This window comes from Fulvivirga sediminis (genome assembly GCF_016757215.1).
Classification (GTDB): domain Bacteria; phylum Bacteroidota; class Bacteroidia; order Cytophagales; family Cyclobacteriaceae; genus Fulvivirga; species Fulvivirga sediminis.
The window spans coordinates 114,846-141,023 of the sequence record NZ_JAESIY010000003.1 but is presented as its reverse complement, the minus strand read 5'-3'; the positions used below and the strand labels follow the sequence as shown (position 1 = coordinate 141,023).

The following is a 26,178-nucleotide window of genomic DNA, read 5'->3' as shown; positions in this document are numbered from 1 at the left end:
TATTTTAATTAAACCCTAATTTAGAAAATAGCAAATATTTAATTAGCATTGTGACTAAACCAATAATCGTCCTCTATGCCAAAAATCAATAAAATTCTTGTTGCCAATCGAGGCGAAATAGCATTACGAATAATACGCTCTGCTCAGGAGATGGGTATATCCACCGTAGCTGTATTTAGTGAAGCCGATCGTCAGGCTCTTCATGTACGTCAGGCTGATGAGGCCGTACTTCTTGGCCCTCCCCCTTCCTCTGAGTCCTACTTAAACATAGAGAAACTAATAGAAGTTTGCAAACGTTTGAAAGTAGACGCTATTCACCCTGGGTACGGCTTTCTTTCTGAGAATGCAGCATTTGCCAAAAGGGTACAAAAGGAAGGAATAATATTTATAGGTCCTTCTCCTGAAGCCATAGAGACTATGGGTAGCAAACTTGCCGCCAAGGCCGCTGTAGCTCAATTTGACGTACCTCTGGTACCTGGTACTGAAAAAGCCATAGATGATGTTGAAGAAGCCAAAGAGATAGCCAAAGAAATAGGTTACCCTATTTTAATTAAAGCCAGTGCAGGCGGTGGCGGAAAAGGCATGCGGATAGTAGAAAAAGAAGAAGAGTTTCAACCTCAGATGGAAAGAGCTGTAAGCGAGGCGAAATCCGCTTTTGGAGATGGATCAGTTTTTATAGAAAAATTTGTGACCTCTCCACGACACATTGAATTTCAAATATTGGGAGATCAGCAAGGAAATGTTATCCACCTATTCGAAAGAGAATGTTCGATTCAGCGAAGACATCAAAAAGTAATAGAAGAAGCTCCTTCTTCAGTGCTCACTGCTGAAATCAGAGACAAAATGGGCCAAGCTGCTATTAATGTGGCTAAATCATGCCAATATTATGGGGCTGGAACCGTAGAATTTATTGTAGATGATCAGCTGAATTTTTACTTTCTGGAAATGAATACCCGTTTACAGGTAGAGCACCCCGTAACCGAACAGATAACCGGGTTAGACTTGGTAAAAGAACAGATATATGTAGCTGAAGGAGCTCCTTTACGATACAAACAAGAAGATTTAAGCATCAACGGCCATGCCCTGGAAGTAAGGGTGTATGCTGAAGATCCTAAAAATAATTTTTTACCAGATATAGGTAAACTAAAGCTTTATAAAAGGCCACAAGGGCCTGGTATAAGAGTAGACGATGGTTTTGAAGAAGGCATGCAGATACCTATACACTATGACCCTATGATCGCTAAACTCATCACTTTTGATGAAGATCGGACCAAGGCTATCAGCCGTATGATTAGGGCTATAAACGAATATGAGATTTCAGGCATAGAAACTACGTTGGAATTTTGTAAATATGTACTTCAGCACGATGCTTTTGTATCTGGTAATTTTGACACTAAATTTGTCGAAAAATACTTTTCTTCTGATGTACTAACATCTGAATCTAATGAATCAGAAGAGGAAATAGCTGCCGTTTTCGCCAGTTTATTAATTGATACCAATACAAAAAGCAACCAGCAAGAAAATAAAAAAGGCCTGTCTTCTTCCATGACTAAGTGGAAAAGCAGAGCCAGAAAACAGTAAATTTAAGCATGGCCGAAATACAACCGTTCAGAGCCTGGAGGTATAGCTCTGAACTCAGTACTGAAATAGAAAATTTAACATCACCATTATTTGATGTAGTCTCCGAAAAGCAAAGAAAAAAACTCTATAACACCCTGTATAACAGTGTACACCTGTCTGTCCCCAGTGAAAACGACCAGGCATACTCTGCAGCCAAAAGGCTATCAGAATGGAAAGATAATAAAGTAATAGAGCAAGACCCTGTTCCGGGTATTTATGTTTATTACCAGCACTTCTCTCTACCGGGCAGCCAGAAAAAGTATTGCCGCAAAGGCTTTATCTGCAATATAAAAGCTTATGACTGGGATGAAAATGTAATTTTAAGACACGAGAACACTATTCCCAAAGCTGTCAATGACAGAATTGATCTGTTAAAAGCTACTGAACTCAACGTAAGCCCTACACACGGCTTATATACAGACAGCACCTTTGCACTGGAGAAGTATATGGACGAAAGTATGAAAAGTCCCTTATACGAAACAGAAGATTACCAGGGAGTAAGAGATGTGTTGAGTGTAATTCATGACAAAGAAGTCATAAAAAGGTTTATGCATGTTCTCAAAGAAAAGCCGGTGATTTTGGCTGATGGACACCATAGATATGAAGGTTCGCTCCAATATCGTAAAGATAAAATGAAGGAAAACCCTCAACATACAGGTGATGAAGGCTATAATTTCCATATGATGTTCCTTACAAACACAGAATCTGATGACCTAAGAATTCTACCTACCCATCGTGTTATAAGTGGCTTACCTAATTTTGATGAAGCCGTAATCCTTAGCAAGCTAGAGGAAGATTTCACTATAAAACCTGTAGAAGAGGCCCATACTATTCATGAAGTGATTTTAGGCAAACCTTGGGCTTTTGGATTAATTTTCAAGGACAATGCATATAAAGTAAGGCTCAAGCCTGAGGCTCTTGACAAAAATCCTTGGGACTTCCCCGATGAAGTTAAAAAGCTAGACCTAACTATAATGCATTATTTTATCATAGATAAGGTATTAGGAATAGAAGGAAAAGATCAGCGCTCATCGGAGAATATAAATTTTGAAAGAAGCATAGGAGACTGCCTTACTCAAGTAATTACAGGCAAAGCACAAATGGCCATTATTACTAATGAAATCTCTATGGATGATGTGAAAAAGGTTTGCTACAGTGGTAAAACTATGCCTCAAAAATCAACCTACTTCTACCCAAAAGTTATATGTGGATTTTTATTTAGCTCTATTAAAAATGAAGAATTTCGACCGATCCCTGATCCTTGCTTCTAAGTCGCCAAGAAGACAACAGCTCATGGAGGCCATGGGCTTTCAGTTCGAAGTACGCACCAAAGAGGTAGAGGAAACTTATCATCCAGACCTGCCTGCTTTAGAAGTAGCTCCTTTTTTATCAGAAAAAAAAGCCAACGCCTTTCTACCTGAGATAAAAGACGAAATAATCATTACCGCTGATACGGTAGTTATTGTAGATGGAAAAGTTTTAGGCAAGCCTGCAGACTATGATGAAGCATGTAATATGCTTAGGTCTATGTCTGGTAAAAGTCATACCGTTTGCTCTGGGGTATGCATAGCTGATAAGGATCAAAAACACATCATTTCCGATATTACAGAAATAACATTTAAAGAGCTTCGCCACGAAGAAATAGAATTTTATGTAAATAACTACAAGCCCTATGACAAAGCCGGAGCTTATGGCATACAGGAGTGGATAGGCATGATTGGTATAGTTAATATGCAAGGCTCCTACTATAACGTGGCAGGCCTGCCGGTGCATAGAGTTTATGAAGTACTTCACTCCAAGTTTTAAATTTTGAAGCAAATATTAAAGTACCTGAAAATACACCTCAAAGAGGATTTTCAGGCATCATACTACCTGGCTATTGCTGCTTTCTTGGCTATAGCTATGTCTTTAAACTATTACTTCGATTTTGAAGATTCAGTTCTAGACAGTTATTACGGTAAGAGCATAAGACTATTTTATTATTTTCTATTTTATTGCTTTGCCTATTATTCGGCCACTATTATTATGGCCTATTTTAAAAATGAATGGCACATTTTTAAGAATAAGGAATATTGGATAAAAAGCTTACTCATTTTAACTATACTAGCTGTTGATACCGCCTTTCATTACCACAACATACTTATCAAGGAATTTATGGATGTGGCACTTCAGTATTGGGCATCAAGAGTTTCTAAAAATCTAGTCAATATTTTCACAACCATTATCCCCTTAGTTCTTTTTTATAAATACTATGACACTCAGCAAAAAAGCTTCTATGGACTAACAGTTAAAGGCTTTAACCACAAGCCTTACCTTTTTATACTGGTCGTGATGATCCCTTTAATTGCACTGGCTTCTTTCACTGACAACTTTGCCAACCACTACCCTCTCTACAAAAATAATTCGGCCTATTATGCCTTACAATCACCCAAATGGGTACCTGCTATTATTTATGAGCTGGCCTATGGTTGGAATTTCCTTACTATAGAGCTTATGTTCAGGGGCTTTATGATACTAGCACTATGCAGTATCTGCGGTAGAAATGTAGTTCTCCCCATGGTGGTCACGTACTGCTTCTATCACTTTGGTAAACCTGAAGGAGAAGCCATCAGCTCTATTATTGGTGGATATATTCTCGGAGTAATCGCCTTAGAGAGCCGCAGTATATTCGGCGGCGTTCTCATACATATAGGCGTAGCTTGGTTAATGGAGTTTTTTGCGTGGCTGCAAAAGCTCTAAACGACTAATCAAAAGGCAAGAATTTTTCATGAGTATCCATATCATAATATGGAATCTCTTTATTCAACGATTCTCCGTTCATAACCTTTTCGTATAATTTCAAAAAGGAGTCAGTCATCTGTTTCACCGTAAAAACATCCATCACTCGTTCATGAATTCGCTGTGGATCATAACTTCTATTTTCTTTGATATGATCTATAAGCTCAGCTGATATATTAGAAAGACAACCACTCTCTTCATCTACAATTTCAGGAATAGCCCCATAAGGAGTAGCAAATACAGGACAGCCAAAATACATACTTTCTGTTATGGCTATACCAAAAGGTTCGTGCCATATAACAGGAAAAAGAAGCCCCCCAGAATCATTCATCACTTTATTTTTAGCCTCCCCTCCTATCATACCATAGAAGTGCATTTTAGGGTCGATAGTAAACCTAAAGCCCATGTGAAAGTTCACCCTTGAACCACCCAACACATGTAAGTGCCGACCAGCCTTTTGAGCCACATGGATAGCTCCCTTAATATTCTTAACACGCCATGCTGCCTTACCTAAAAAGTGTAAATGGTTTTTCTTCTTAGAAAAATCAGGTTTACCATAGTCGTCAGGGTCTAAGCCGTTATAAACGAAGCATTCCGCATGATGCCTCTTAGCATGATTACCTGAAACAAAAACTGTATTTTTATCATAAGAAGCCGCCTTTGTGTTCGACTCCATATGGATAAGATACGGAACAGGCAAAGGTTCTTGTATAGGAATATAAGAGTGCACTACATCAGTACCCTCTGGAATTTGGTCTACCAAGCTGACCTCACGATTGTAAACTTTTACATCTGCAAAAGGACAGGATGATCCTTCTCCCACTAAAAAAGTAACATTATGCCCCTGACTTACTAATTCCTTACCCAGCCACCAAACTATTCTCTGTATTCCTCCATACTTTAGTACAGGAATAGGCTTGTCAAATACAATTAAAATGTTTAGTTTCATTTACTGTTGCTTCTCTATTCCGAATGGGGTTTTTGTTACTTTATTTTTTCTTGTATTTCTTCTAATAGCCAAATTAGCCTCTAAGGATTCCTTTGTTTTATATCCTCGAGAATGATCCAAATGCAAGCAAATAGCCCTGTGTCTTATTTGTTTGCCTTTCACTCCATAGTTCTCTAGCCTTTCTCCAATTTCTCTATCCGGCCCACCATATCTCATTCGCTCATCATAACCGTTTACACTGAGCAAGTCCGCTTTGTATGCAGAGCTATTACAATTATTAAAAGAGGCATTAGCCGGGGTAATGAAATCAAGGAAATTAGCCCATTTACCTTGAGCTCCTAACTTTCTAAACTGAGAAGTTCCATGAAAACCCTGACTTTTCAACCACTCTATATCAAAACATTTTTGAGACTTAATATCTTCTTCTGTAATAGCCTTGCTCACATCCATAGAAAGTTTGCAGTACCCTCCTGAAAGAAATCTTCCTTTTTCCATAAAAACAGCGTGGGTCTCCACAAAATCGGCACGAGGGATACAATCTCCATCAGTAAAGAGTACATAATCGTACTTGGCTTTTTGTATAGCCACATTTAAAATGGTTTGTCTCCTATACCCTTCATCTTCATGCCACAGGTGTACAATATCTAAAGGCGACTCTTTTTTGAATCTTTCTATAATCTGCTGCGTCTCTTCTCCACTTCCATCATCAGCAATTATTACTTCAAAATTTTTGAAAGTTTGATTTTCATAACCCCAAAGCACCTTTTCCAGCCATTCGGGCATATTATAGGTAGCCATGATAACTGATATTTTTTTATCCTGCATCATTTTCTTTTTTCATTTCTATTTAACTCCCACAACCTCAAATACTTCATAAAATTAAGGTAAGCAGTTAGTCCACTAAATATAAAACCATAATATCCATCTAAAAATCCCAATCTCAGTACATATTTTCTAAAGAACTTATACCATGGATTCAGTATAACATGAATAAAAAAATAGACTTTTTTACCTTTTCTATATTTCGCATTAGCCGCAATAATAGCAAACTTTTTCACCTGATCGTAATGCTCTTCCAAATTTGCATAAGCATAATGAAGAATATCATGCTTAACATGCTTAATGGTAGTAGTCTCATCCATGACCACTTTGTCGTGAGGATTAGTTCCTCCCCAATGCCCCTTATTTCTATCCCACAACCTAAGTTTGGCATCAGGATACCAAGATCTTTTTAACCAGGCTCCGCAATAATTATTTGACCGATTGAAGCGATATGCATCATATTGCCAATTGAATTTCACCTGTTTAATGAAGCTACTTAGCTCTGGAGACAGCCTTTCATCAGCATCGAGCGCTAAGATATGATCATGAGCGGCCTGCTGCATAGCATAGTTTTTTTGTTCGATATGGCCCTCAAAAGGTTGCTGTAGAAATACTACTCCTAACTTTTTGCAAATTTCAGGCGTTTTATCGGTGCTGTATGAATCTACAACAACTATTTCATCTACTACATCTTTAATAGACCGAATGCAAGCCTCTATATTCCTTTCCTCGTTGTACGTAATTATAACGCCTGAGATCAGTACTGGATTTCCCAAAATGAATTATACGTTTATATCAATCTTACAAAAGTAATATTTGCCAGCCATCTTTCTAACTTTTTATCCAATAACAAAAAAGAGTTCCACTTTTCAGCAGAACTCTTTCTTCAATAAGGGTAATAATTCAGTTTATATTAAGGTTTTTCATCTCCACTTGCATCCGTCTCCTCATCTACAGCTATTGGCTTCCCATCTTCCAAACGTTTAGATACCGCTAAAAATGGACCACTAATTATTTCTTCGCCATCCTTTATTCCTTCTACAATCTCGATATTTTCATAATCGCTGATACCCGTCTTCACTTCTCGCATTTTCGCAATTCCGCCTTCATTAACAAATACCACCTCCTTTATATCATCTTTCCCTCCTTTGGACTTGCCTCTATCAGTGGCCTTTTCACCATCCTCACCATCATCTGTTTTTGCTTTTTCTGCATCACGTGTGGTTACTGATGAAAGTGGCACCGCCAGCACTCCAGATTTACTGCTGGTAATAATATCAACACTGGCCGTCATGCCAGGACGGAAAGGAAAACGGTTGCCTTCCTTCACTAAATCTTCATAAGATGAATTCAATATTCTAATCCTTACTTCAAATTCTGTAACAGCATCTGAAGTAGTTTTCTCATTAGCAGTATTGGCTATGGAGGTAACCAATCCTTTAAAATCCTTATCGAGATGAGAGTAGGCATCTACATCTATAATGGCAGTGTCTCCTAAAGATACTCTTATGATATCATTCTCATTCACATCTACACGCACTTCCATTTTATTGAGGTCAGCAATTCTCATGATTTCAGTTCCTTGAAATTGCTGTGTACCAAGAACGGTTTCACCCGCCTCTACGTTAAGCTTAGATATAGTGCCACTCATAGGTGCTGTTACCGTGGTTCTTCTTAAGTTTTCCTGAGCCTGACTTAAAGATGCCTGACTACTCTTTACAATATATCTCGCTGCTTCCAATGACTTCTGTGCCGATTTATAATCATTCTTAGCTACGGCATAGCTTTGTTCTGCTTGTTGCCAATCTGCATCAGAAATCACTTCTTGATCATATAGTTTTTTCTGCCGTTTATATTCTAATTCCGCTGTTTGCAAAGTGGCCTCCGCTCTTGACAAAGAGGCCTCTGAAGAAGCTACATTGGCTCTTTGCTGGTTTAACGAAGCTAAAGATTGCTCCACTGAAGCCTCAAAGTTATCAGGTCTGATTTTAGCCAAAACCTCACCTTCACTTACAGAGTCCCCTTCCTCAATATTCAATTCTATTAACTCTCCAGAAACCTCCGGACTCAGCTTCACTTCTACCACGGGCTGCACCATACCAGATGCACTTACTTTTTCGATTATAGAAACTTTTTTAGCCTTAGCCAGTTCTACTTCTATCTCTCCAGAATTGCCTATTATACCCGCAGACTTAGCTGCAACCAGAAAAACTACGAGTAGGATAAGCCCTCCAATTAACCAGTATAACCACTTATTTGATTTTTGATTCTTTGCCATTGTGATTTAAAATTCTATTTTTTTACCCTGATAAAAGTCTAACACTTTGAGTTTAAAGACATAATCATATTTAGCTCTTAGCAAATCAGATTTTGCTTGAAAAAGATCATTTTCTCCTACTTTATAGTCTGTAAAATTGGCAGCTCCATTGTCATAACGCTGCTTTAAAACACGAAATGATTCTGTTCTGGCTTCCACTTGAACTTGAGAAACTTTGTATGATTTAGCTGCGGCCACCACATCTATGTAGGCCTGCTCTATATTTTGCCATAATTGATATTTAGCATCTTTGCTGTTAATCTCAGCTCTACTTCGGTTGATCTCCGCTCTCTGTATAGAAGCCCTGGCTGAAAACCCATTGAATATGGGTATGTTTAGACTTAAGTTTACGTATTTGCTCAGGTTATCATCTATCTGATCTCCAAAGGGATAGCCATCATAATAGGTTCCGGATGTTTGAGTACGTGGCTGTTCTGAAATAACCGGTGTATTGGTTCCTTGCACGTACCCTATTACAGGATTTGGATCCAAAACAATGGGATCACCTCCATCAGGAACAAACCTCGGCTGATCTGATACATCTGAATATCTTGTGGTAAGACCTCCGGTTAAAGTTAATGAAGGATAAAGATACCCTCTTGAAGCTTTTACAGCATATTCCGAACTTTTGACATTTAATTCCGCACTTCTCACACTAGGCCAGCCGTTCAAAGCGGCTTCGTATATTTGAATAGGAGAAGCATCCATCACTGGCTCAATAGAAGCTGTATCAATTTCTGGAACTACAATATCTATTTGCTCTTCCGGAGGCAACTGCAACAGCTGTTTTAGTTGTATTTTGGCACTGGTATAATTGTTCTCTGCATTTACCACATTCAGTTCATTAGTGGCTTTCTGAGCCATCAAGTCCAGTAAATTAGATTTAGGAAGAGCCCCAACCTCCACCTGTTTTTCTGTTCTTTCTACCTGCTGATTAGTACTATTTAACTGCTTCCTAGCATTTTCTAATAATTCTCTTGTAAACAAAACATTTATATAATAGCTAGAAAGCCCGAGTACTACATCATTTTTGGTGGTTTGAAAGGTCTCCTCTGCCGCATCTAATGAATATTGATTTTGTTTTACGGTATTTTGAAGGCGAAAACCATTGAATAGAAGAATAGAACTACTCAAACCAGCATTTCCAGAGGCTATTCTCTGATTTTCAACGAATAAGTTCGTGGTAGGGTCAATAGACCTACCCCAGCTATATCCATAAGACGCGTTACCATTTAAATCAGGATATCTAGCCCATTTAGACTGGCTCATTTCTACTTCCTGAGATTGTAAATCCAATAAAGATCTTCGAATATTTAGGTTATGATCCATAGCATGATCAATGCATTCTTGCAGAGTCCACCTATTCACCTTTAATGTATCTTGTGCATACGTACCGACACTAATCAGCACCAATAAAATCAGCAATCCTGTTGCTCTCATATGTATTATTTTTATAAATCAATATCAGGTATATATATCACCTCTTTCACCCATTTTAAGCTTCTTATATAAGCCAGTGTAACATCTTTAAGACCACTATCCATCTCTATTACAAGACATGCCTGAGCGTTTTTACCCTTTCGGGATACAGACATAGTAGCAATGTTACAATCATCATGTGAAAGAATATTGGCTATATAAGCAATGCTTCCTCTCACATCATCAGCTTTTAGAATCAACGTATGAAGGTTCGCTGAGAAATTAGCATTAAAACCATCGAACTCAGCAATATTAATTACTCCTCCGCCCTTACTTTCTCCTATTACCTCAACTCTTCTACCCTCTTTCTCTAATATCAGCTTTATGGTATTCGGATGATATACAGAGGCATTTCCTACGGATTTAAAGGTATAATCCATCTTTTCCTTTTCCGCTATCTCCAATGCTTCCTTTATTCTTGGATCATCAGTTTTAAAATCCATAAGACCTGCTATGATAGCCTTATCACTCCCATGGCCCTCATAAGTTCTGGCAAAAGAATTATAAAAAGTAATTACTGATTTTTCAGGTTTCCCTCCTAATACCCTAATGGCCGCTCTGGCTATACGAACTACCCCTGCAGTATGAGAACTGGATGGGCCGATCATTACAGGGCCGATCATATCAAATACACTACTCTTCTCTGCCATATTCTTAATTTCAATATTAATGATAATTTTACTGCTATATTATTTAAAAGTATGAATGGTTTATAACCATTATAAGATTCCATTTCGGATGATGAACTATTAAAAGAATCAGCGAATGGACTCCAAAAATACATGGAACCTGATATATTCAAAACATGATCGCACTCTTCAACAATAAATGGGTAGACAATAAAATTTCTTTAAATATGTCTGACAGGGCAATACAATTTGGAGATGGTCTATTTGAAACCATATTGTACTCAAATAACACCATTCATCGTATTGCGATGCATCTGGAGAGATTGAAACAAGGATGCGATGCCATGCGAATAAAGCTTCCTGATTTTATTTCAAATATAATTGTTTGTAAAAGTGCCATTGAAAAATTAATCCATAGAAACCAAGTCCAGCATCAAGACCTGAGAATTAAAATTATGGTTTGGCGGCAAGAAGCTAACCAAGCAGGATATTCGTCTGATAACACTTCTGCCCACACGCTTATCTTCGTAAAGCCCTATTCTATACACAATATAAAAGAAGAAATATCAGTAGGGTTGAGTAGTGAAGTAAAAAACCATTTTTGGAAAATGGCTCCATTTAAAAAGTTAAATAGCTTGCCTTATATTATTGCTTCTCAAGAAAAGGATGAAAGACAACTAGACGAATTAATTATCACCAACGTTAACGGAAATATTAGTGAATGTATTACTTCAAACATATTCTGGTATCAATCTGGAAGTTTCTATACTCCTTCTCTAAATACTGGCTGCGTAGCGGGGGTAAGAAGAAAAGAGTTTATAATTAAATTAAAAGCATTGAATTACCCAATATTAGAGGTGGAAGAAGGTATAGAAAGCTTATACAATGCGGAGTTTGCATTTATTACCAACAGCCTGTCGGTAAAAAAAATAGCTAAGGTTGAGAATTTTAAATTCCCGCACTCAGCTATTTATGAAAGTTTTATAAGAAAAATAGAAGAATAAATCTATACGGCTATTGGAGCTTTTATAGATGCCTCTGCTTCATAGTTTTCGATTGTAAAATCTTCGTACTTATAATCAAAAATAGAATCAGGTTTCCGGCCAATTACAAGCTTAGGCAAGCCTTTCGGCTTCCTGCCCAGTTGTAGTTTAGCTTGGTCCAGATGATTAGAGTATAAGTGCACATCTCCTCCTGTCCAAACAAACTCCCCCGGAGTGAGACCGCATTGCTGCGCAAACATATGCACCAAAAGTGCATAAGAAGCTATATTAAAAGGTACTCCTAAGAAGAAATCAGCACTTCTTTGATATAACTGACATGATAGTGCTCCATCAGCCACATAGAATTGAAATAAGGCATGACATGGAGGTAAAGCCATTTCATCTACCTCTGCCGGATTCCAGGCACTTACTATATGTCTTCTGCTATTAGGATTATTCTTTATCTGTTCTATAACCTGAGATATCTGATCCACCCTGCCACCATCGGGAGCCGGCCAGCTTCTCCACTGCGAACCATACACTGGTCCTAGATCTCCATTCTCATCTGCCCATTCATTCCAAATACTTACTCCATTATCATTCAAATACTTAATATTAGTATCACCACTCAGAAACCATAACAATTCATGAATAATTGACCTTATATGAAGCTTTTTGGTGGTTAGTAATGGAAAACCTTCTGCAAGGTTAAATCTCATCTGCCTACCAAATACACTTAAAGTACCTGTACCTGTTCTGTCTCCCTTCTGTGCTCCATTCTCTAAAATATCCTGCATCAAATCTAAATACTGCTTCATACCTTTAAGCTCTTACTATCTAAAATTTCACTATTAAATCAATTAAACTTTAAAGATAACAATTAAGAAGATATGACATGCTATTTCGTGGGCTTGGTTTTAAGGTACTGTAAATCAATGCAAGTAGTTTCAATCTAAAAATAAGGACTATAGTTGATTATATGATTTTATTTAGATAAACTGCATTCAATTATAGTGGTTTTAATTTTTTCATACGGCTAACATCAACCTAAACTACTATGATAAAGCATTTTTTCAGTCCGAAACGTCAAAAAATAATAGAAGCTGTTAAGGATTATTATAATGGCAAAATTGAACGAGTACCTTACACTGAGCGAGAGATAGCAGAAGTAGCGCGCTGGATTGAAGGTGTAGACATCCCCGATAAGGAAATGCTCATTGAAAAATTCAATATGATATTATTAATTAAATCAAAAAAATAAAATTATCATATTATGAGCTAAAAGCTTGCTGCAACTTATATTTTTGAGGTATGCGAAATAAGTACCTTTACCTGGTATTCATTTTAATCACCGGGCTTACCTGCATTTTTGGTTATCATCTAAAAGATCTCAAATTTAACTATGTCTTTGAGAGCTTCTTCCCTACTGATGACCCTGACCTAGAATATTATCAGAAATTTGAAGAGATTTTCGGTAATGACAATGACTATCTCCTCGTTGGACTATCTCACCACCCCTCTATTTTTGATAGTAGTTTTCTAAATAAGGTCAACGAGCTTACGGTAAAGCTAGAGCAAAATGATAAAATTGAAAAGGTATCTTCTATAACCAACTTTTATCAACCAGTAATAAGCAAAGCTGGTGTTTTCAAAATACCTATTCTACACATTAAAGATCCCTCAAGATTAAATACAGATAGCGTCAGAATTTTTCAGAACACTGACTTAAAGGAAGCCCTCATTAATGACAAGGCTACAGCCACTATAATTCTAATACAGCACCAAGCTATTACTGAAAAAGATGAGGCTGACCAGCTAGTTACTTCCACGGAAGACTTAATTGATGAATTAGATTTATATGATTATCATTTAGCAGGCAAAATCTATGCTCAAGGCATATTTATCAATACTATACAGAAAGAATTATCCATCTTTTTATCTGCATCGGTAATTTTAGTAATCTTATTTCTAACTATTACTTTTCGGAGCTGGTGGGCAGTTATTATACCTCTTCTTGTAGTATTCTTATCCACCATATGGATATTAGGAATTATGGGAATGACAGATAAGCCTTTGGATATACTTATGGTGTTACTCCCTACTATAATGTTTGTAGTAGCCATGTCTGATGTTGTTCATATCATCACTAAATACATAGAACAATTAAGGTTAGGCAATACTAAAATACAGGCAATAAAAATAACGGTAAAGGAAGTGGGCATAGCCACATTTCTCACCTCTCTTACCACTGGCATAGGTTTTATCACTTTGCTAACAGCCAGCATACAGCCGATTAAGGAGTTTGGTGTTTATACAGCTACCGGAGTATTTATTGCCTATATCATTTCTTTCACTCTACTTCCCGCATGTTTAATACTAGTGCCGAAACCAAAAATATCGACACTTGGCTATGTAAAAGAAAGATGGATTAGCTGGCTTTCAAAGGGTTTTAGGGTTGTCTTAAGAAAAAAGAAGCAGATAGTATTGATCAATGTTGTGTTGATCATGGTATCCTTAATTGGTATTTCACAAATTAAGATCAACACCTACCTAATAGAAGACTTACCTACTGACGACCCTCTAAAACAAGACTTCACCTTTTTCGATAAAAATTTTGGAGGTTCCCGGCCCTTTGAGTTAACGGCTACCGTACTGGCACCTGGAAAAAATGTGCTTTCTCCTGAAATAATAAATGAAATAGACAACGTAGAAAAATACTTAAAAGAAGAGTTCTACGCTGGAAATATTGTTTCCCCCTCCACCTTAGTAAAAGCCACCAATCAGGCTATCAATGGTGGAGTTTCTCAAGAATACCGCTTACCTAATAACACAAAAAACTGGGAAAAAGTACAGCCTTTTTTAAAGAGACTTCGAACAAATGAGTCTTACACACGGCTCATCGGCAAAGATGAAAAGATAGGACGGATCTCAATGAGAGTAGGCGACATAGGCAGTGATATATCTCTTAAAAGGACAGAACTACTTAAGCAGTTCATATTACATAATACTGATACTTCACTTGTTAATTTTACTGTAACCGGCACTTCTAATCTTATAGATAAAAACAATGAATATTTGGCTGAAAACATGTTTTATGGGCTAAGCATAGCGTTCTTGGCGGTAGCACTAATCGCAGGAATCCTTTTCAAGTCCTTTAAAATGGTTTTGATTACACTCATTCCTAATATCGTTCCACTATTTCTAGTAGCAGGTATTATGGGATTTTTTGGAATAACGCTAAAGCTCAGTACTTCAATTATTTTCACCATTGCTTTTGGCATTGCTGTAGATGACACCATCCATTTTACCAGTAAATTAAAAATAGAACTTGCCAAAGGAAAATCAATTTTGTACGCACTTAAAAGGACTTACCTATCTACCGGAAAAGCCATAATTATAACCAGTATCATATTGTCAGCGGGCTTCCTAATACTAGTACTATCATCATTCGGAGGCACTTTTTATACAGGATTACTCATTAGTCTTACATTGATTTTCGCCTTGGTAATTGATCTTACATTACTCCCTGCTTTAATTATTTTGACATACATCAATAAAAATTAAGATAAAAATGTTTATTTTTACTAAATAACATACATGCATGCTTTTGAAGACAAGAATCATTGGGTGCATTTTTTAATCTTAATTTTTATGAAAATTGAATACATTAGAAGCATAATAACTATGCTCACGCAGTCTCATTTATGTGATAATGAAACTGATTTATTTGACAATCTTTATGCATTATCACTTAAAGAATTGGCCGTTGCGCATAAGCGGGCATATGCTGTTCTGAAAATAGATAATCAAGCCAATACCTTTTCTGGTTTTTGAAATAACCTAAAGGCAGATAAGGTATTGATAAATTTAGATTTTTGCTCTTCAGAAAGTATGGAATCGTAAAAACCCATGATATAATATCCATTGGGCTTAAGGCATTGATAAAATTGACTGATAAGTTTATCTTTCATCCTCTGATCAAAATAGATTAGGACATTTCTATTAAATATAAAGTCAAATTGCCCTTGAAACTGATCAGTTGTTAAATTGTGATATTTAAACTTCACATTTTTCAAGAGGTAGTCTTTCATTATGATGTGATTCTCATCAGTAGTATAGTATTTAGAAAAGGTGCCAAATTTATTAAATTCCCTATAGTGCTTTTCATAATCTATCATTTTCACCTTATGATAAACCCCTTTCTTAGCCTCTTCCATAGCTGATTGATTCATATCCGTAGCAAGAATATTCACTCTGTTGAGCAAGCCAATCTCATCGAGCATTATAGTTAGAGTATATACCTCTTCGCCTGTAGAGCATCCAGCATTCCAAACGTTTATAACTCCATCAGATTTATAATCAGATAATACTTTCTTCAGTTGAACCCAAGTTTTAGGATCTCTGAACATAGAAGTCAGCCCTACACTTATCTGATCCATAAAGGTGAAAATCAAGTTTCTATTACGAAGCATCATTACCCACAATTCATGGATATTATCCACTTTAAAATTATGTAAGACCCTATTTACTCTTCTAGAAAGCGATTGATGCTCATAGCAGGTGAAGTCAATTCCGTATTTTTGAAAAAGCACATTTGTGAAAGAATCCAACTCAGCCTTAGTAACGCTCATGGTGGTTAGGTTTAGATACTACAACACGTTCAATCATTATCACAACTATCTTAGAGAGCTTATCTTCTAAATCATAAATGCTGCTAAAAGTACTTTTAAAGACCTTCGTTTCTCCGTCCGAATTGACATATTTCAACTCCACTTCTATAAATGCCTCTTTCTTTAGCCTCGTCAAAACATCTCTCATAACTTGCGGTGAATGATCCGAAAGGAAATCAGCAAATGGCTTCCTTCTTAACTCTATGCGGTTATAACCGAAGAAGTCCATAAACAGAGCATTACCGTTTTTATAAGTTCCATCAGGGTGAAGCTCCATTATGGGCGCTGTATTCTTCATTGCTCCCACCACACCGTTTAACTCTTTTTGCTTTTCTTTTTCCTGAGTAGTAAACTGCGCATACATCATCACTTTATAAGGATTTCCTTCTATATCATTAATAGGATTAAAAGTGCCTACAAGCCATAATTCCTTACCTTTAGGATCCTTCAATTTGAATTCTCCACTAAAAAACTTTCCCTCCTTTAGATTATTCCACATGAGCTTAGTTTGTGGCTTAAGGAGCTCATTAGGTGGTATAATATCAGAATAATGTACTTTACTAGTGGCGGTTAATTCAATACCTGTGATACCATCAAATATCTCATTAGTTCTCTTTAGGTAGCCATCTAAATCAAATTCGGCTGAAGCGATGGTTTTGTTTATAGCTTGCATCTGATTCTCTAATTCTACCTCCTGCTTTCTCTTTTCAAATTTCAATATTTTTTGATGAGTTACATCAGTAACAAATTTTATGACTTTATATGGCTTACCTGTAAAATCGTAAATTGGGTTATATATACCTTTTAACCAAACCTGCTCCCCATCCTTTTTAACGCGAACAAACTCACCATTAAAAACCTCTCCCTTCCGCAAGTCTTTCCAAAAATCAATATAGGCAGAAGAATTCTTATCCTCTTCTGCCATGAAAATTGAATGGTGCCGCCCTACTACTTCAGACCTATCGTATCCAAAAATTTCAAGGAAATTATCGTTGACATCGAGTATTTCACCATTCAGATCAAACTCAACAATAGCATTTGATTTACTGATAGCCTCCAATTTAGAACTATAGTCAACTGCACGCATTTTTGTCTCTGTTATGTCTGCCTGAATAGAAATATACCTTTGTAGTTGCCCCTCATCATTAAAAACCGGATTTATTGTCATGGAAATCCAATAACTTTCCCCATGCTTGGTATAATTAAGAATCTCTTCATATACTGCTTCATTTCTAGCTAAAGCTTCGCTTACGCGGTGCACCGTTTGCTGGTCTGTATCTTTTCCCTGTAAAAAGTCACCGGGCTTTTTGCCACGTACTTCTTGCTCATCATACCCTGTCATTTCCGTAAAGCCCTTGTTCACATATTCAATACGCCCATGTTTATCAGATATAATAACTGCATTATGGGTATTATCTGCCACTAAGGAAAGTTTTTCAAACTCTATCTCTTGAAGCTTACGTGCTGTTATATCTCGAGTTAAAGCTAAAATCTTTCTTGTACTGCCCATATAATCTTTAATAGGAGAAAAAGAAATAGTTAACCATTTACATTGGCCTGTGCGAGACTTTAGCTCATAATGACTTGCTTCTAACTGCACATGTTGGATCTTCTTCAATAAAGCTCCATCCGGATCAGTATGACCTATCAGATCCTCATAACTTAAGTTTCTCATTTCATCCTCAGAATAACCCAAGGCATTACTAATCATATTATTAGCATAGATAATTTCACCTTCAGTATTTAACTCCACCACACCCATGGCATTGTTTATAGCACCTATTATTCCGTCTAATTCTGATTGTTTTCTTTGCATTTCTTCCTGGGTAGCACTGAGTTGCTCCACATTCTGACGCATTTCCTCTTCTCTAGATTGCAATTCTGTAGCCAGTCCCTGAGCTTCTTCCAACAAATGGCTGGTCTTTTCATTATTACGCATAGACGCAAACATTGAAGCTATGTTTTCAGCAAGTTGCTCTAAAAATCTAATTTCATAATCTAAAAACACTTGGAAGGAGGCCAACTCTATAACCCCATAAACCTTTTCATTAAGTTTCATAGGTATTAATATTACATTTTCTGGAGTGGCCTCTCCTATACCAGAAGTTATACTTACATAACCTTGAGGCACATCCAATAAGCAAACCGTTTCCTTTTCCAAGTAACATTGACCAACTTGCCCCTGTCCGATTTCTATTCTTTTCTCTCTAATTCTTACTTTATCATAGGCATAAGATGCTGTCAGCTTTAGATATTCATCATCACCTTCTTGCTGATGAATAAAAATTCCTCCCTGATTAGCTGCAACGTATCTGACCAAGTTGCTAATAATACCCTCAGATAATTCATGGATATTTTTTTCATGAGATCGTAGAAGTTCACTAAACTTAGCCAATCCCTCTATACCCCAGTTGCGCTTATGCTCAGCTTCATTAAACTTCTTCATGTCAGCATCGACACTTAATATAGTGTGACACAGCTCAGTATCCGTATCAAGTATTTCAAATTTTCTCTCCCCGTCTTTACCTAAGTTACTTATAACCTGAGATGCTTCAGACATACCCTTTACGAGTAATTGAGCTTCTAACTGCAGGTTTTGAATTTTTTGACTGGACTTATATTTAGAAAAAATACATAAGGCTCCCCCTAATAATACCAATGCTGATGTGATTATTGGATTTCCTATAAAAATCTCTGCTAATACTGTACAAAATACAACTGAAAAAGTGCTTAAGTATTCCTTCCTAAATTCCATTAGACTAAATCTTTTTGTTTAGAACCGACATTTCCAATCCTATCAAGAAAATCAGAGGTTAGTTTCCATATAAACTGAGGTCTCAACTTGGAATTATTTTCAGAAATAAATTCGGTATCTGCAACTATGAAACATTCTTCTGATTCTATATTAGACAAATCATTGGCCAGTAAATCCTTAAGATCTTCCTGTCCCGTTCTTGAAAGCCTGGGCACATCTCCATAGATAGCTATATCAAGATAGTTAGAAAATTCCGTAATTACAGCTGCTGATAGAATATTATCCAACTCCATCAATATTGCTTCTGTTTCCATTATCCTTGCTGCCTCATTTTCCTTATGAGGCATACAAGCCTTGTGTATTTCTTCTGACTCGAATTTATTGAAGAGTAAGTAGCTCTTACCTGCCATTTCGCCCATAATGGATGTGGTTAGCAAAATAAGCTCCTTATCCGACTTTAGATTTTGGAGGGCTTTCCAATTATTATTAAGAATTTCTATTCTGGTAGGCTTAATGGATATACCCTCATTCGTAAGAGTAGAGAAGGAATTGGCTGCATTTCTATACCCTTTATCCAATAAACCTATGGCTATAGCTTTTGTATGTGCATCTAATTTCATTTTAATAAACTTTTTGATTAGCTAGAGTAGCTGTGAAAATCATATTATTTATGGAGGCGATATTAAGTACAGGGCATACCTTACCATTACCCAAAATAGTTACCCCACTAAGTATTTTAATATTATCCAACGGTTTAAAAAGAGGTTTTTCTACTATCTCTTTTTGCTGTAAGAGCTTATCAACTACCAAGCCTATAATTCTTCCATTATGAGAAACAATAACCACATGTAATTGTGCCTCAGCATGTAGATGATCGAACCCAGATTGTAATATCCTCTTATGGAGATTTTTGCCATTGCTTAGATCAAACAAATCCTTCAGAAATACTACGGAAATTGTTTTACCCAAGTACGTGCTCACCAGCCCATTACTCAACTTATGGAGATCCTTTTTATATAGTGACACCACTGCTTCTGTATAGGAAAGCGGTATTGCATATGTTTGATCCTCAAGCATGCATAAGAGAGTGCCTTTTACTGCCATGGAAGCAGGTAGCTTCAAACGGATTGTTGTTCCTTCATTCTCCTGAGTAGTTACTTTAATATTGCCACCAATGGAATCTGTGGCCTTCTTTACAACGTCCATACCTACACCCCTACCACTTAGAGCAGACACCTGTTCTCTGGTAGAAAAACCCGGTTCAAATATCATAAGAAGCACTTCATCCATGCTCATTAGAGAAAGTAGCTCTTGCGTAACAAGCCCATTTTCTATGGCTTTCTTTTTGACTTTTTCTATATCTATACCTTTGCCATCATCTTTAATTTCTATTACCACACCATCACTGTCATTAAAAGCACTTAGAGAAATAACTCCTTCTTCTGCCTTATTATGAGCTTCACGTTCTTCCGGAGGTTCAATTCCGTGACTTACCGAATTTCTAATCAGATGAATTAATGAATCACTTATTATCTGTAATATATTTCGATCTATTTCCGTATCTACCCCTGAGAGCTCAAGCCTCACCTTTTTACTTTCAAGATTGGCCGCATCTCTCACTACCCTATGAAACTTATTAAATAAAAAACCTACCTGCACCAACCGAACATCCATCACTGAATACTGCAAATCAGAAGATATTCTATTTAACCTTGAAAATTCGCTAGAGTGAGCATTGGTACTATAAGAAGCCAGAATCCTATCCCGTTCTATAATTAGTTCACCGACCAGATTTAATAAATTATCAAGCTTTCGCACAGGCACATGCACCAAGTCAGAAACCACAATTTTTGAATCAGATAAAGGTAAATCAACTTCTTCTTCCTCTGCTTCAGCATCATCTAGAATCTCCTCAATTACCTTTAAAGACTCTTTTTCTTCCTGTTTAGGCTTATTATTTTTCTTATCTTTTGAAGTAGCTTTTTCTTTTTTCTTGCTGTTTGTGTCTTTGGATGATTCAGGCTTCAGACTATCACTATCTTCTTCTTTTTCTGATGCTACTCCACTCGGCGTGTCTGTAGTTGCTCTTTCTATAATTACTTTGAGCTTTGTTTGAATACCTCTAAACTGAACTTTTTGTCCGGTTTTTATAGCACCTATTAATGCCTCCAGCACATCTACTGCTTTAAAAAGAGCAGCAAATATTTCACTATCTAACTCTATTTTCTTGTTTCTCACCTCTCCAAAAAGATCCTCCATTACATGAGTAAGAGAACTAATCCCTTCAAAACCCATAGCTGTGGCATTTCCTTTCATGGTATGAGTAATTCTAAACAGAGTATTAATATAAGCTGTGTCTGTTGGCTTCTTTTCAAGCTGAGTCAATACTTTATTAATCTCCTCAAAATTCTCCAGAGCCTCAGCTAAAAAAATCTCTCTGTATTCTTCATCATTTGATTTCATAATCTTGATTGGTTAACTAAAACAGCTGGTTACAAATCCTGGTATTTCATCTATATGTACTACATAATCAGCAGCTTTGGCTTCTACCACTGCTTTTGGCATTCCATATACCACACAGCTCTTTTCATTTTGTGCAATAGAAAGACCTCCCTGTTCCTTAATTTTACAGATGCCTTCCATACCATCTTTGCCCATTCCTGTCATAATGACTGCTATAGCCTTGTTCTTATATACCTCTGCTACTGAAAGAAAAAGACAATCCACTGAAGGGTCATTAAACTCTTTAAATTTGCTTTTCTTTTTAGCAAAGAGAGTTTGTTCAGTTTCCTGGCTTCTAACTATTTCGGTGTTAAATTCACCCGAACACAGGTAGATATAATTAGGCTGGAGTCTCTCTCCTACTTCTGCTACTTTCACATTAAGATTAGTTAATGCGTTTAACCTAAGGGCAAATGATTCTATAAACCTTTGAGGCATGTGCTGAGCTATCACTATAGGTACAGGAAAATTAGCTGGTAGACCTTTCAAAAATATTTCTATTGCTCCCGGCCCTCCTGTAGATGCTCCTACTGCCACTATTTCGTAATTAAGAAGATCATTAAAGGTATGCTCTAAATTATTACGAGTAGGGGCCGACTTTTTTAAGGTTTCTACATCTACTCCCACAGCAGCTTTCACCAAATCTATTAGAGGTTTATTAAAACCAAGCCCCCTTTCACTCTTTGGCTTATCTAAAAACTCAAAAGCTCCCAGAGCCAAGGCTTCAAATACCTGAGTGCTTTTTCTTTCAAGTGAACTCAATAAAATAATGGGTACAGGACTCTCCTTCATGGCTTTTTTCACCAAATACAAACCATCGTATTCCGGCATAACCATGTCTGTTATGACCACATCTGGTTTTTTAAGTTTTATAGCTTTTAGCCCTTCGTCTCCATTTTTAGCTGTTCCTATCACTTGAACTATTCCGGCTGAACGCAAAACATCAGAAATGCGTATTCGCATAAATCCAGAATCTTCTACGATCAGTGCCTTAATCATAGAGCCTAAGTTTTTGCTATAGCTGCAATGAGCTGTTCATTAGTAAATGGTTTCACTAAATAATCAACCGCACCCAAAGATATGCCTTCATTAACTACAGACTCCTGCCCCACGGCACTAATCATTATCACTTTAGATTTAAGGCCCTCTTCTTTATACACCTTAAGAATATCAGTACCTATCATATCAGGTAAAATATTATCCAGAGTAATTAGATCAGGCATAAGATCAAAAGCCATGTCTATAGCCTCCTCTCCATTTGCAGCTTGGCCTATCACATTATAGCCATTGGCTTCCATAGCATCTTTAATGATTTTTCGCATATAGAGCGAATCATCAACGATTAATACATTCTTGGACATATTGATTTAATTTAATTTGATACAACAGCTTGAGCTACAGCATTCATTTCTGATTCCGTAACTATTTTCAGAGTATCGATCATGATGATGAGTCGACCTTCTTTTTTAACAATGCCTTTGATATAGTTTTGCTCCATAGAAGAATCATGAATCACATTCAAACTTTCCTCTATCTCACTTTCATATACAGTTAGTGTATTTGGCACTTCTTTTACTAAAACTCCCATTTTAAACTCTTCACTTTCTATTACCAAAGTGAAATTCTTTCCTCCAAGAGTTCTTTGTTCATCCTTTTGAAAACCGAATTTCTTTTCCAGATCCAAAATGGCGATAATGTTGCCTCTTATATTGGCTACTCCTAATACAAAATCCGGGGTTTGAGGCATTCTGGCAATGCTGGGCGTAATAACTACTTCCTTAATCTGGTCTATATGCATAGCAAACTCCTCGTCCCCCTGCTTAAACACTACTATTTGCATTGCTCTACCCTTCTGCTCACCCTCCTTTTCTTTAGGCTGAGCCTTTTTTTTCATGGACTTATCTTCTTGTAAACTCTGCATGATTTTTCAGTTTGAATTTGTTAACGCGTTGTTTTAACTCAAGAGATATTTGTGTAAGCTGGCTGCTGGAGGCAGAGACATCTTCCATGGCACCATTAAGAGAGGCTGATGATGTGGCTATTTCTTCGGTGCCAGCAGCAGTTTCTTCTGCCACTACCACTATTTGCTCAATATTTTTAGCTACTATATCTACAGAAGATTTCTGAGATGAACTCGCCTCTTTTATGAACTTGCTCAACTCCAATGTTTCTGCAGATGATGTAGATATTTCTTCAAAAATCTTCTCTGCTTCTTTCGTAGCTCCAGTTCCATCTTTAACACTTGATGTCATGATATCAATGGCCTTAGAGGCTGATTGAGTATCTTTCTGTACATCTCCTATAATCTTCTCAATATCCACAGCCGATTTTCTAGAATCTTCGGCTAGCTTCCTTATTTCTTCTGCCACTACAGCAAAGCCCCTACCGGCGTCTCCGGCCCTGGCAGCTTCTATTGCAGCATTAAGTGCTAATAGATTAGTTTGAGCTGCTATGTCGGTAATTACATTCAAGGTTCTACCAATTTCTTCAGCTCTTCCTGTTAGTATTTGAATAGATTGAGAGGTAAGAGAAGCAGAATCATTGATACCACTCATATTATTCACCAAGTTCTTAATCATTTTCAGACCTTCTTCACAACTACTCACCCCTTTCTCCGCAGCTTTATTAATAATTTCAGATTTTGTCTCCATACTCATTGCTGATTCCAATACCTGCTCTGCAAGCTTGGATGACTCATCCGTTCTTTGAGCCTGATCTTGAGCTCCTTTTGCCATTTGAGAGATGGCAGAGGCCATTTCAGCAGTATTATTTTTCATCCCGTCAGTTCTACCCTTCATATTATCTGCTGCACTAGCCACCTGCCTGGCACTCTCATCAATGGTTCCTAATAATGCATTTAAATTTTCTATTGCCACATTAAGAGCATCACCCATTTCTTTCACATAACCATCAGAATCAAAATCAAACTTTTTGGTTAGATCTCCCTGTGCCATTTCACCAATTATTTTGCTCACTTCTAACACAGGTAGTTTCACTTCAGAAATATCTGCAGCTATTTTTATCACCTTTTCTATTTCTCCCTTAGCATTCCTTACGGGAGTATATGCTGCTTGTAACCATATCAGCTTCCCATCCTTCCTAATCCTGGCGTACTCACCATTTTTATTTATACCATTGGCAAGGTCTTTCCAAAATTGAGTGTACTCATGCGAAGCGGTATATTTGGAATCACAAAATATACGATGATGCTCACCTTCTATTTCTGACTGATCCTTATACCCAAAGGTTTTTAGAAAATTTTGATTACAACCGACTACAGTACCAGCTGGCTCAAATTCAATATATGCCCAACCTGCATCTACTGCTTTTTTAATATTTTCACCTTGCGTTCTAGCCTCCACCATGTCAGTAATATCAGAAGCTATTTTAATCACCTTAACCACCCGTCCCTCCACATCTCTTACTGGTGTATAAGAAGCATTGATCCATACAGGATTTCCCATAGAGGTTATTCTTTTAAACTCTCCTGATTGGATTTTACCAGCCGCCAACTGATTCCAAAGCTGTTTATATTCATACGACTCAGCATACTCCTTCTCGCAAAAAATACGGTGATGTTTACCTGCGATTTCTTCCGGAGTACTATAACCTAAGACGTCTAAAAAATTCTGATTGGCTGTTATAATGGTTCCATCTGGTTCAAATTCGATAGAAGCCCAACCTGCATCAACACTTGATTTTAGATGCTCCATTTCCAATTGCCTTCTCTGCATCTCCTCCTGTGTGGCAGCAAGTTCTTCCATGTTCTGCCTCATCTCCTCCTCCTGAGCTTTCGATTCTTCTAACTGATCCTGAAACTGTTCTTCTAACTCTTTTCGCTTACTAATATCTTGAATAAAAGCAGTGAAAATTTTCTCGTTGTTATTGATACTTTCACTACGAGTAAACCATACGTCTAATATCTTTCCCTCTTTGGTTAGGACTTTTGATTCCATGGACACACCGTTTTCTAGCTCAGGCGCTTCAATTTCTTCTTCTTGGGGAGGTACAAGCATAGAAGTAGGATTTCCTATTACTTCCTCTCTCTCGTAGCCAAAAAGCTCTTCCGCCGACTCGTTGAAATATATAATCTCATCTTTTGTGTTCGTCATTACTACAGGAAGAGCTGCGCCCTCCAGTACCTGCAAAAAATCTACATTTTCAGTAGAGCTTTTAGCAGGCTTACCAGAAGTAACTTTACCATTACTATTTTTTTTAATAGCAATTTCTTCTTTTTGTTCCTTTTTTTCGAGTGCCATTGTTATACCTATTTTGTTCCAAAAAGTGGATTTTTATTCCATTGATGTATTACAAAGGTATCTTTTGAGGGCACTCATTCAATCGGTGTAATTTCGTATTTTAATAGTGGTTGATTCCCCTAAAGAGATTAAGGGAATACCCTGAGTACCCAGAAAACTATTGACTAAATGATGACTCTGATGAATGATAATCTTCTATAATTACAATTAACGACAAATACTTCACAAACTTTAATGTACGGATCACCCCATACCCTGAGAGTAAGAAAACACTATCCCATAAGAGTATGGCCTCCCAATTGTGCTTAAGGAAGGTTTTACTAAAATCCACTTTTAATCCTGTTGATCTTTCAAACTTAATGGCTCAAACCTGCCATTTCTGCTCTTTGTTTGTTTAATTTGAACCCATTGGCTA

The 26,178-nt window shown here is 37.0% G+C and carries 23 protein-coding genes; 7 read left to right on the top strand and 16 right to left on the bottom strand.

The genetic code is table 11. The features are described from left to right. Window positions 1–75: 75 nt before the first annotated feature. From accC to JL102_RS06465, 4 genes are read left to right on the top strand one after another with little or no spacing between them, the layout of a single operon-like run. A complete protein-coding gene (gene accC, locus JL102_RS06480) occupies window positions 76–1,581 on the top strand; it encodes an acetyl-CoA carboxylase biotin carboxylase subunit (RefSeq protein ID WP_202243452.1) in 1,506 nt (501 codons plus the stop codon). An 8-nt stretch (window positions 1,582–1,589) separates the two neighbouring features. After that, window positions 1,590–2,891: a DUF1015 domain-containing protein gene (locus JL102_RS06475; RefSeq protein ID WP_202243451.1), complete on the top strand. Its 1,302-nt coding sequence runs from the start codon at window positions 1,590–1,592 to the stop codon at window positions 2,889–2,891. Continuing rightward, the gene (locus tag JL102_RS06470; RefSeq protein ID WP_202243450.1) at window positions 2,854–3,426 is read left to right on the top strand and encodes a Maf family nucleotide pyrophosphatase; all 573 of its coding nucleotides are present in this window, start codon (window positions 2,854–2,856) and stop codon (window positions 3,424–3,426) included. The genes JL102_RS06475 and JL102_RS06470 overlap by 38 nt, the downstream gene beginning before the upstream one ends. A 3-nt stretch (window positions 3,427–3,429) precedes the next feature. Further along, window positions 3,430–4,359 carry a CPBP family intramembrane glutamic endopeptidase gene (locus JL102_RS06465; RefSeq protein ID WP_202243449.1) on the top strand — a complete coding sequence of 310 codons (930 nt, stop codon included), beginning with the start codon at window positions 3,430–3,432 and terminating at the stop codon, window positions 4,357–4,359. Window positions 4,360–4,363: 4 nt separating this feature from the next. Here the strand turns inward: JL102_RS06465 and JL102_RS06460 are convergent, their stop codons facing one another. The 6 genes from JL102_RS06460 to sdaAB all read right to left on the bottom strand — a co-directional run bounded on the left by JL102_RS06460 (window position 4,364) and on the right by sdaAB (window position 10,615). After that, the gene (locus JL102_RS06460) at window positions 4,364–5,347 is read right to left on the bottom strand and encodes a glycosyltransferase (RefSeq protein WP_202243448.1); all 984 of its coding nucleotides are present in this window, start codon (window positions 5,345–5,347) and stop codon (window positions 4,364–4,366) included. Then, a complete protein-coding gene (locus tag JL102_RS06455) occupies window positions 5,348–6,175 on the bottom strand; it encodes a glycosyltransferase family 2 protein (RefSeq protein WP_202243447.1) in 828 nt (275 codons plus the stop codon). Next, on the bottom strand, window positions 6,172–6,945 hold the full coding sequence (locus JL102_RS06450) for a glycosyltransferase family 2 protein (protein WP_202243446.1): 774 nt from the start codon (window positions 6,943–6,945) through the stop codon (window positions 6,172–6,174). The genes JL102_RS06455 and JL102_RS06450 overlap by 4 nt, the downstream gene beginning before the upstream one ends. Window positions 6,946–7,082: 137 nt before the next feature. After that, a complete protein-coding gene (locus JL102_RS06445; protein ID WP_202243445.1) occupies window positions 7,083–8,447 on the bottom strand; it encodes an efflux RND transporter periplasmic adaptor subunit in 1,365 nt (454 codons plus the stop codon). A 6-nt stretch (window positions 8,448–8,453) separates the two neighbouring features. After that, window positions 8,454–9,926: a TolC family protein gene (locus tag JL102_RS06440; protein WP_202243444.1), complete on the bottom strand. Its 1,473-nt coding sequence runs from the start codon at window positions 9,924–9,926 to the stop codon at window positions 8,454–8,456. An 11-nt stretch (window positions 9,927–9,937) separates the two neighbouring features. After that, on the bottom strand, window positions 9,938–10,615 hold the full coding sequence (gene sdaAB / locus JL102_RS06435; protein WP_202243443.1) for an L-serine ammonia-lyase, iron-sulfur-dependent subunit beta: 678 nt from the start codon (window positions 10,613–10,615) through the stop codon (window positions 9,938–9,940). Window positions 10,616–10,770: 155 nt separating this feature from the next. On the opposite strand from sdaAB, the gene JL102_RS06430 reads away from it, so the two are divergent. Then, a complete protein-coding gene (locus JL102_RS06430) occupies window positions 10,771–11,598 on the top strand; it encodes an aminotransferase class IV (protein WP_202243442.1) in 828 nt (275 codons plus the stop codon). A 2-nt stretch (window positions 11,599–11,600) separates the two neighbouring features. Here the strand turns inward: JL102_RS06430 and thyA are convergent, their stop codons facing one another. Then, window positions 11,601–12,395: a thymidylate synthase gene (gene thyA, locus JL102_RS06425; RefSeq protein WP_202243441.1), complete on the bottom strand. Its 795-nt coding sequence runs from the start codon at window positions 12,393–12,395 to the stop codon at window positions 11,601–11,603. Window positions 12,396–12,634: 239 nt separating this feature from the next. Here thyA and JL102_RS06420 point away from each other — a divergent pair, with 239 nt between their 5' ends. Together JL102_RS06420 and JL102_RS06415 are read left to right on the top strand one after the other, a co-directional pair. After that, on the top strand, window positions 12,635–12,838 hold the full coding sequence (locus JL102_RS06420; protein WP_202243440.1) for a hypothetical protein: 204 nt from the start codon (window positions 12,635–12,637) through the stop codon (window positions 12,836–12,838). A gap of 50 nt (window positions 12,839–12,888) precedes the next feature. Then, window positions 12,889–15,141 carry an efflux RND transporter permease subunit gene (locus tag JL102_RS06415; protein ID WP_202243439.1) on the top strand — a complete coding sequence of 751 codons (2,253 nt, stop codon included), beginning with the start codon at window positions 12,889–12,891 and terminating at the stop codon, window positions 15,139–15,141. A gap of 242 nt (window positions 15,142–15,383) precedes the next feature. Here the strand turns inward: JL102_RS06415 and JL102_RS06410 are convergent, their stop codons facing one another. The 9 genes from JL102_RS06410 to JL102_RS06370 all read right to left on the bottom strand — a co-directional run bounded on the left by JL102_RS06410 (window position 15,384) and on the right by JL102_RS06370 (window position 26,094). Next, the gene (locus JL102_RS06410) at window positions 15,384–16,208 is read right to left on the bottom strand and encodes a CheR family methyltransferase (RefSeq protein ID WP_202243438.1); all 825 of its coding nucleotides are present in this window, start codon (window positions 16,206–16,208) and stop codon (window positions 15,384–15,386) included. Further along, a complete protein-coding gene (locus JL102_RS06405; protein WP_202243437.1) occupies window positions 16,195–19,002 on the bottom strand; it encodes a PAS domain S-box protein in 2,808 nt (935 codons plus the stop codon). The genes JL102_RS06410 and JL102_RS06405 overlap by 14 nt, the downstream gene beginning before the upstream one ends. After that, window positions 19,002–19,622 carry a hypothetical protein gene (locus JL102_RS06400; protein WP_202243436.1) on the bottom strand — a complete coding sequence of 207 codons (621 nt, stop codon included), beginning with the start codon at window positions 19,620–19,622 and terminating at the stop codon, window positions 19,002–19,004. The genes JL102_RS06405 and JL102_RS06400 overlap by 1 nt, the downstream gene beginning before the upstream one ends. A 1-nt stretch (window position 19,623) precedes the next feature. After that, window positions 19,624–21,465, bottom strand: coding sequence for a chemotaxis protein CheA (locus tag JL102_RS06395; RefSeq protein ID WP_202243435.1), 1,842 nt, complete (start codon window positions 21,463–21,465; stop codon window positions 19,624–19,626). Between the two features lie 12 nt (window positions 21,466–21,477). Next, on the bottom strand, window positions 21,478–22,503 hold the full coding sequence (cheB, locus tag JL102_RS06390) for a chemotaxis protein CheB (RefSeq protein ID WP_202243434.1): 1,026 nt from the start codon (window positions 22,501–22,503) through the stop codon (window positions 21,478–21,480). A 5-nt stretch (window positions 22,504–22,508) separates the two neighbouring features. After that, entirely contained in the window at window positions 22,509–22,865 is a 357-nt protein-coding gene (locus JL102_RS06385) for a response regulator (RefSeq protein WP_202243433.1), read from the bottom strand. An 11-nt stretch (window positions 22,866–22,876) separates the two neighbouring features. After that, a complete protein-coding gene (locus tag JL102_RS06380) occupies window positions 22,877–23,425 on the bottom strand; it encodes a chemotaxis protein CheW (RefSeq protein ID WP_202243432.1) in 549 nt (182 codons plus the stop codon). After that, window positions 23,403–25,763 (bottom strand): methyl-accepting chemotaxis protein, encoded by a 2,361-nt coding sequence (locus JL102_RS06375; protein WP_202243431.1) that lies wholly within the window; start codon window positions 25,761–25,763, stop codon window positions 23,403–23,405. The genes JL102_RS06380 and JL102_RS06375 overlap by 23 nt, the downstream gene beginning before the upstream one ends. A 157-nt stretch (window positions 25,764–25,920) precedes the next feature. Further along, entirely contained in the window at window positions 25,921–26,094 is a 174-nt protein-coding gene (locus JL102_RS06370) for a hypothetical protein (RefSeq protein ID WP_202243430.1), read from the bottom strand. Between the last annotated feature and the right edge of the window lie 84 nt (window positions 26,095–26,178).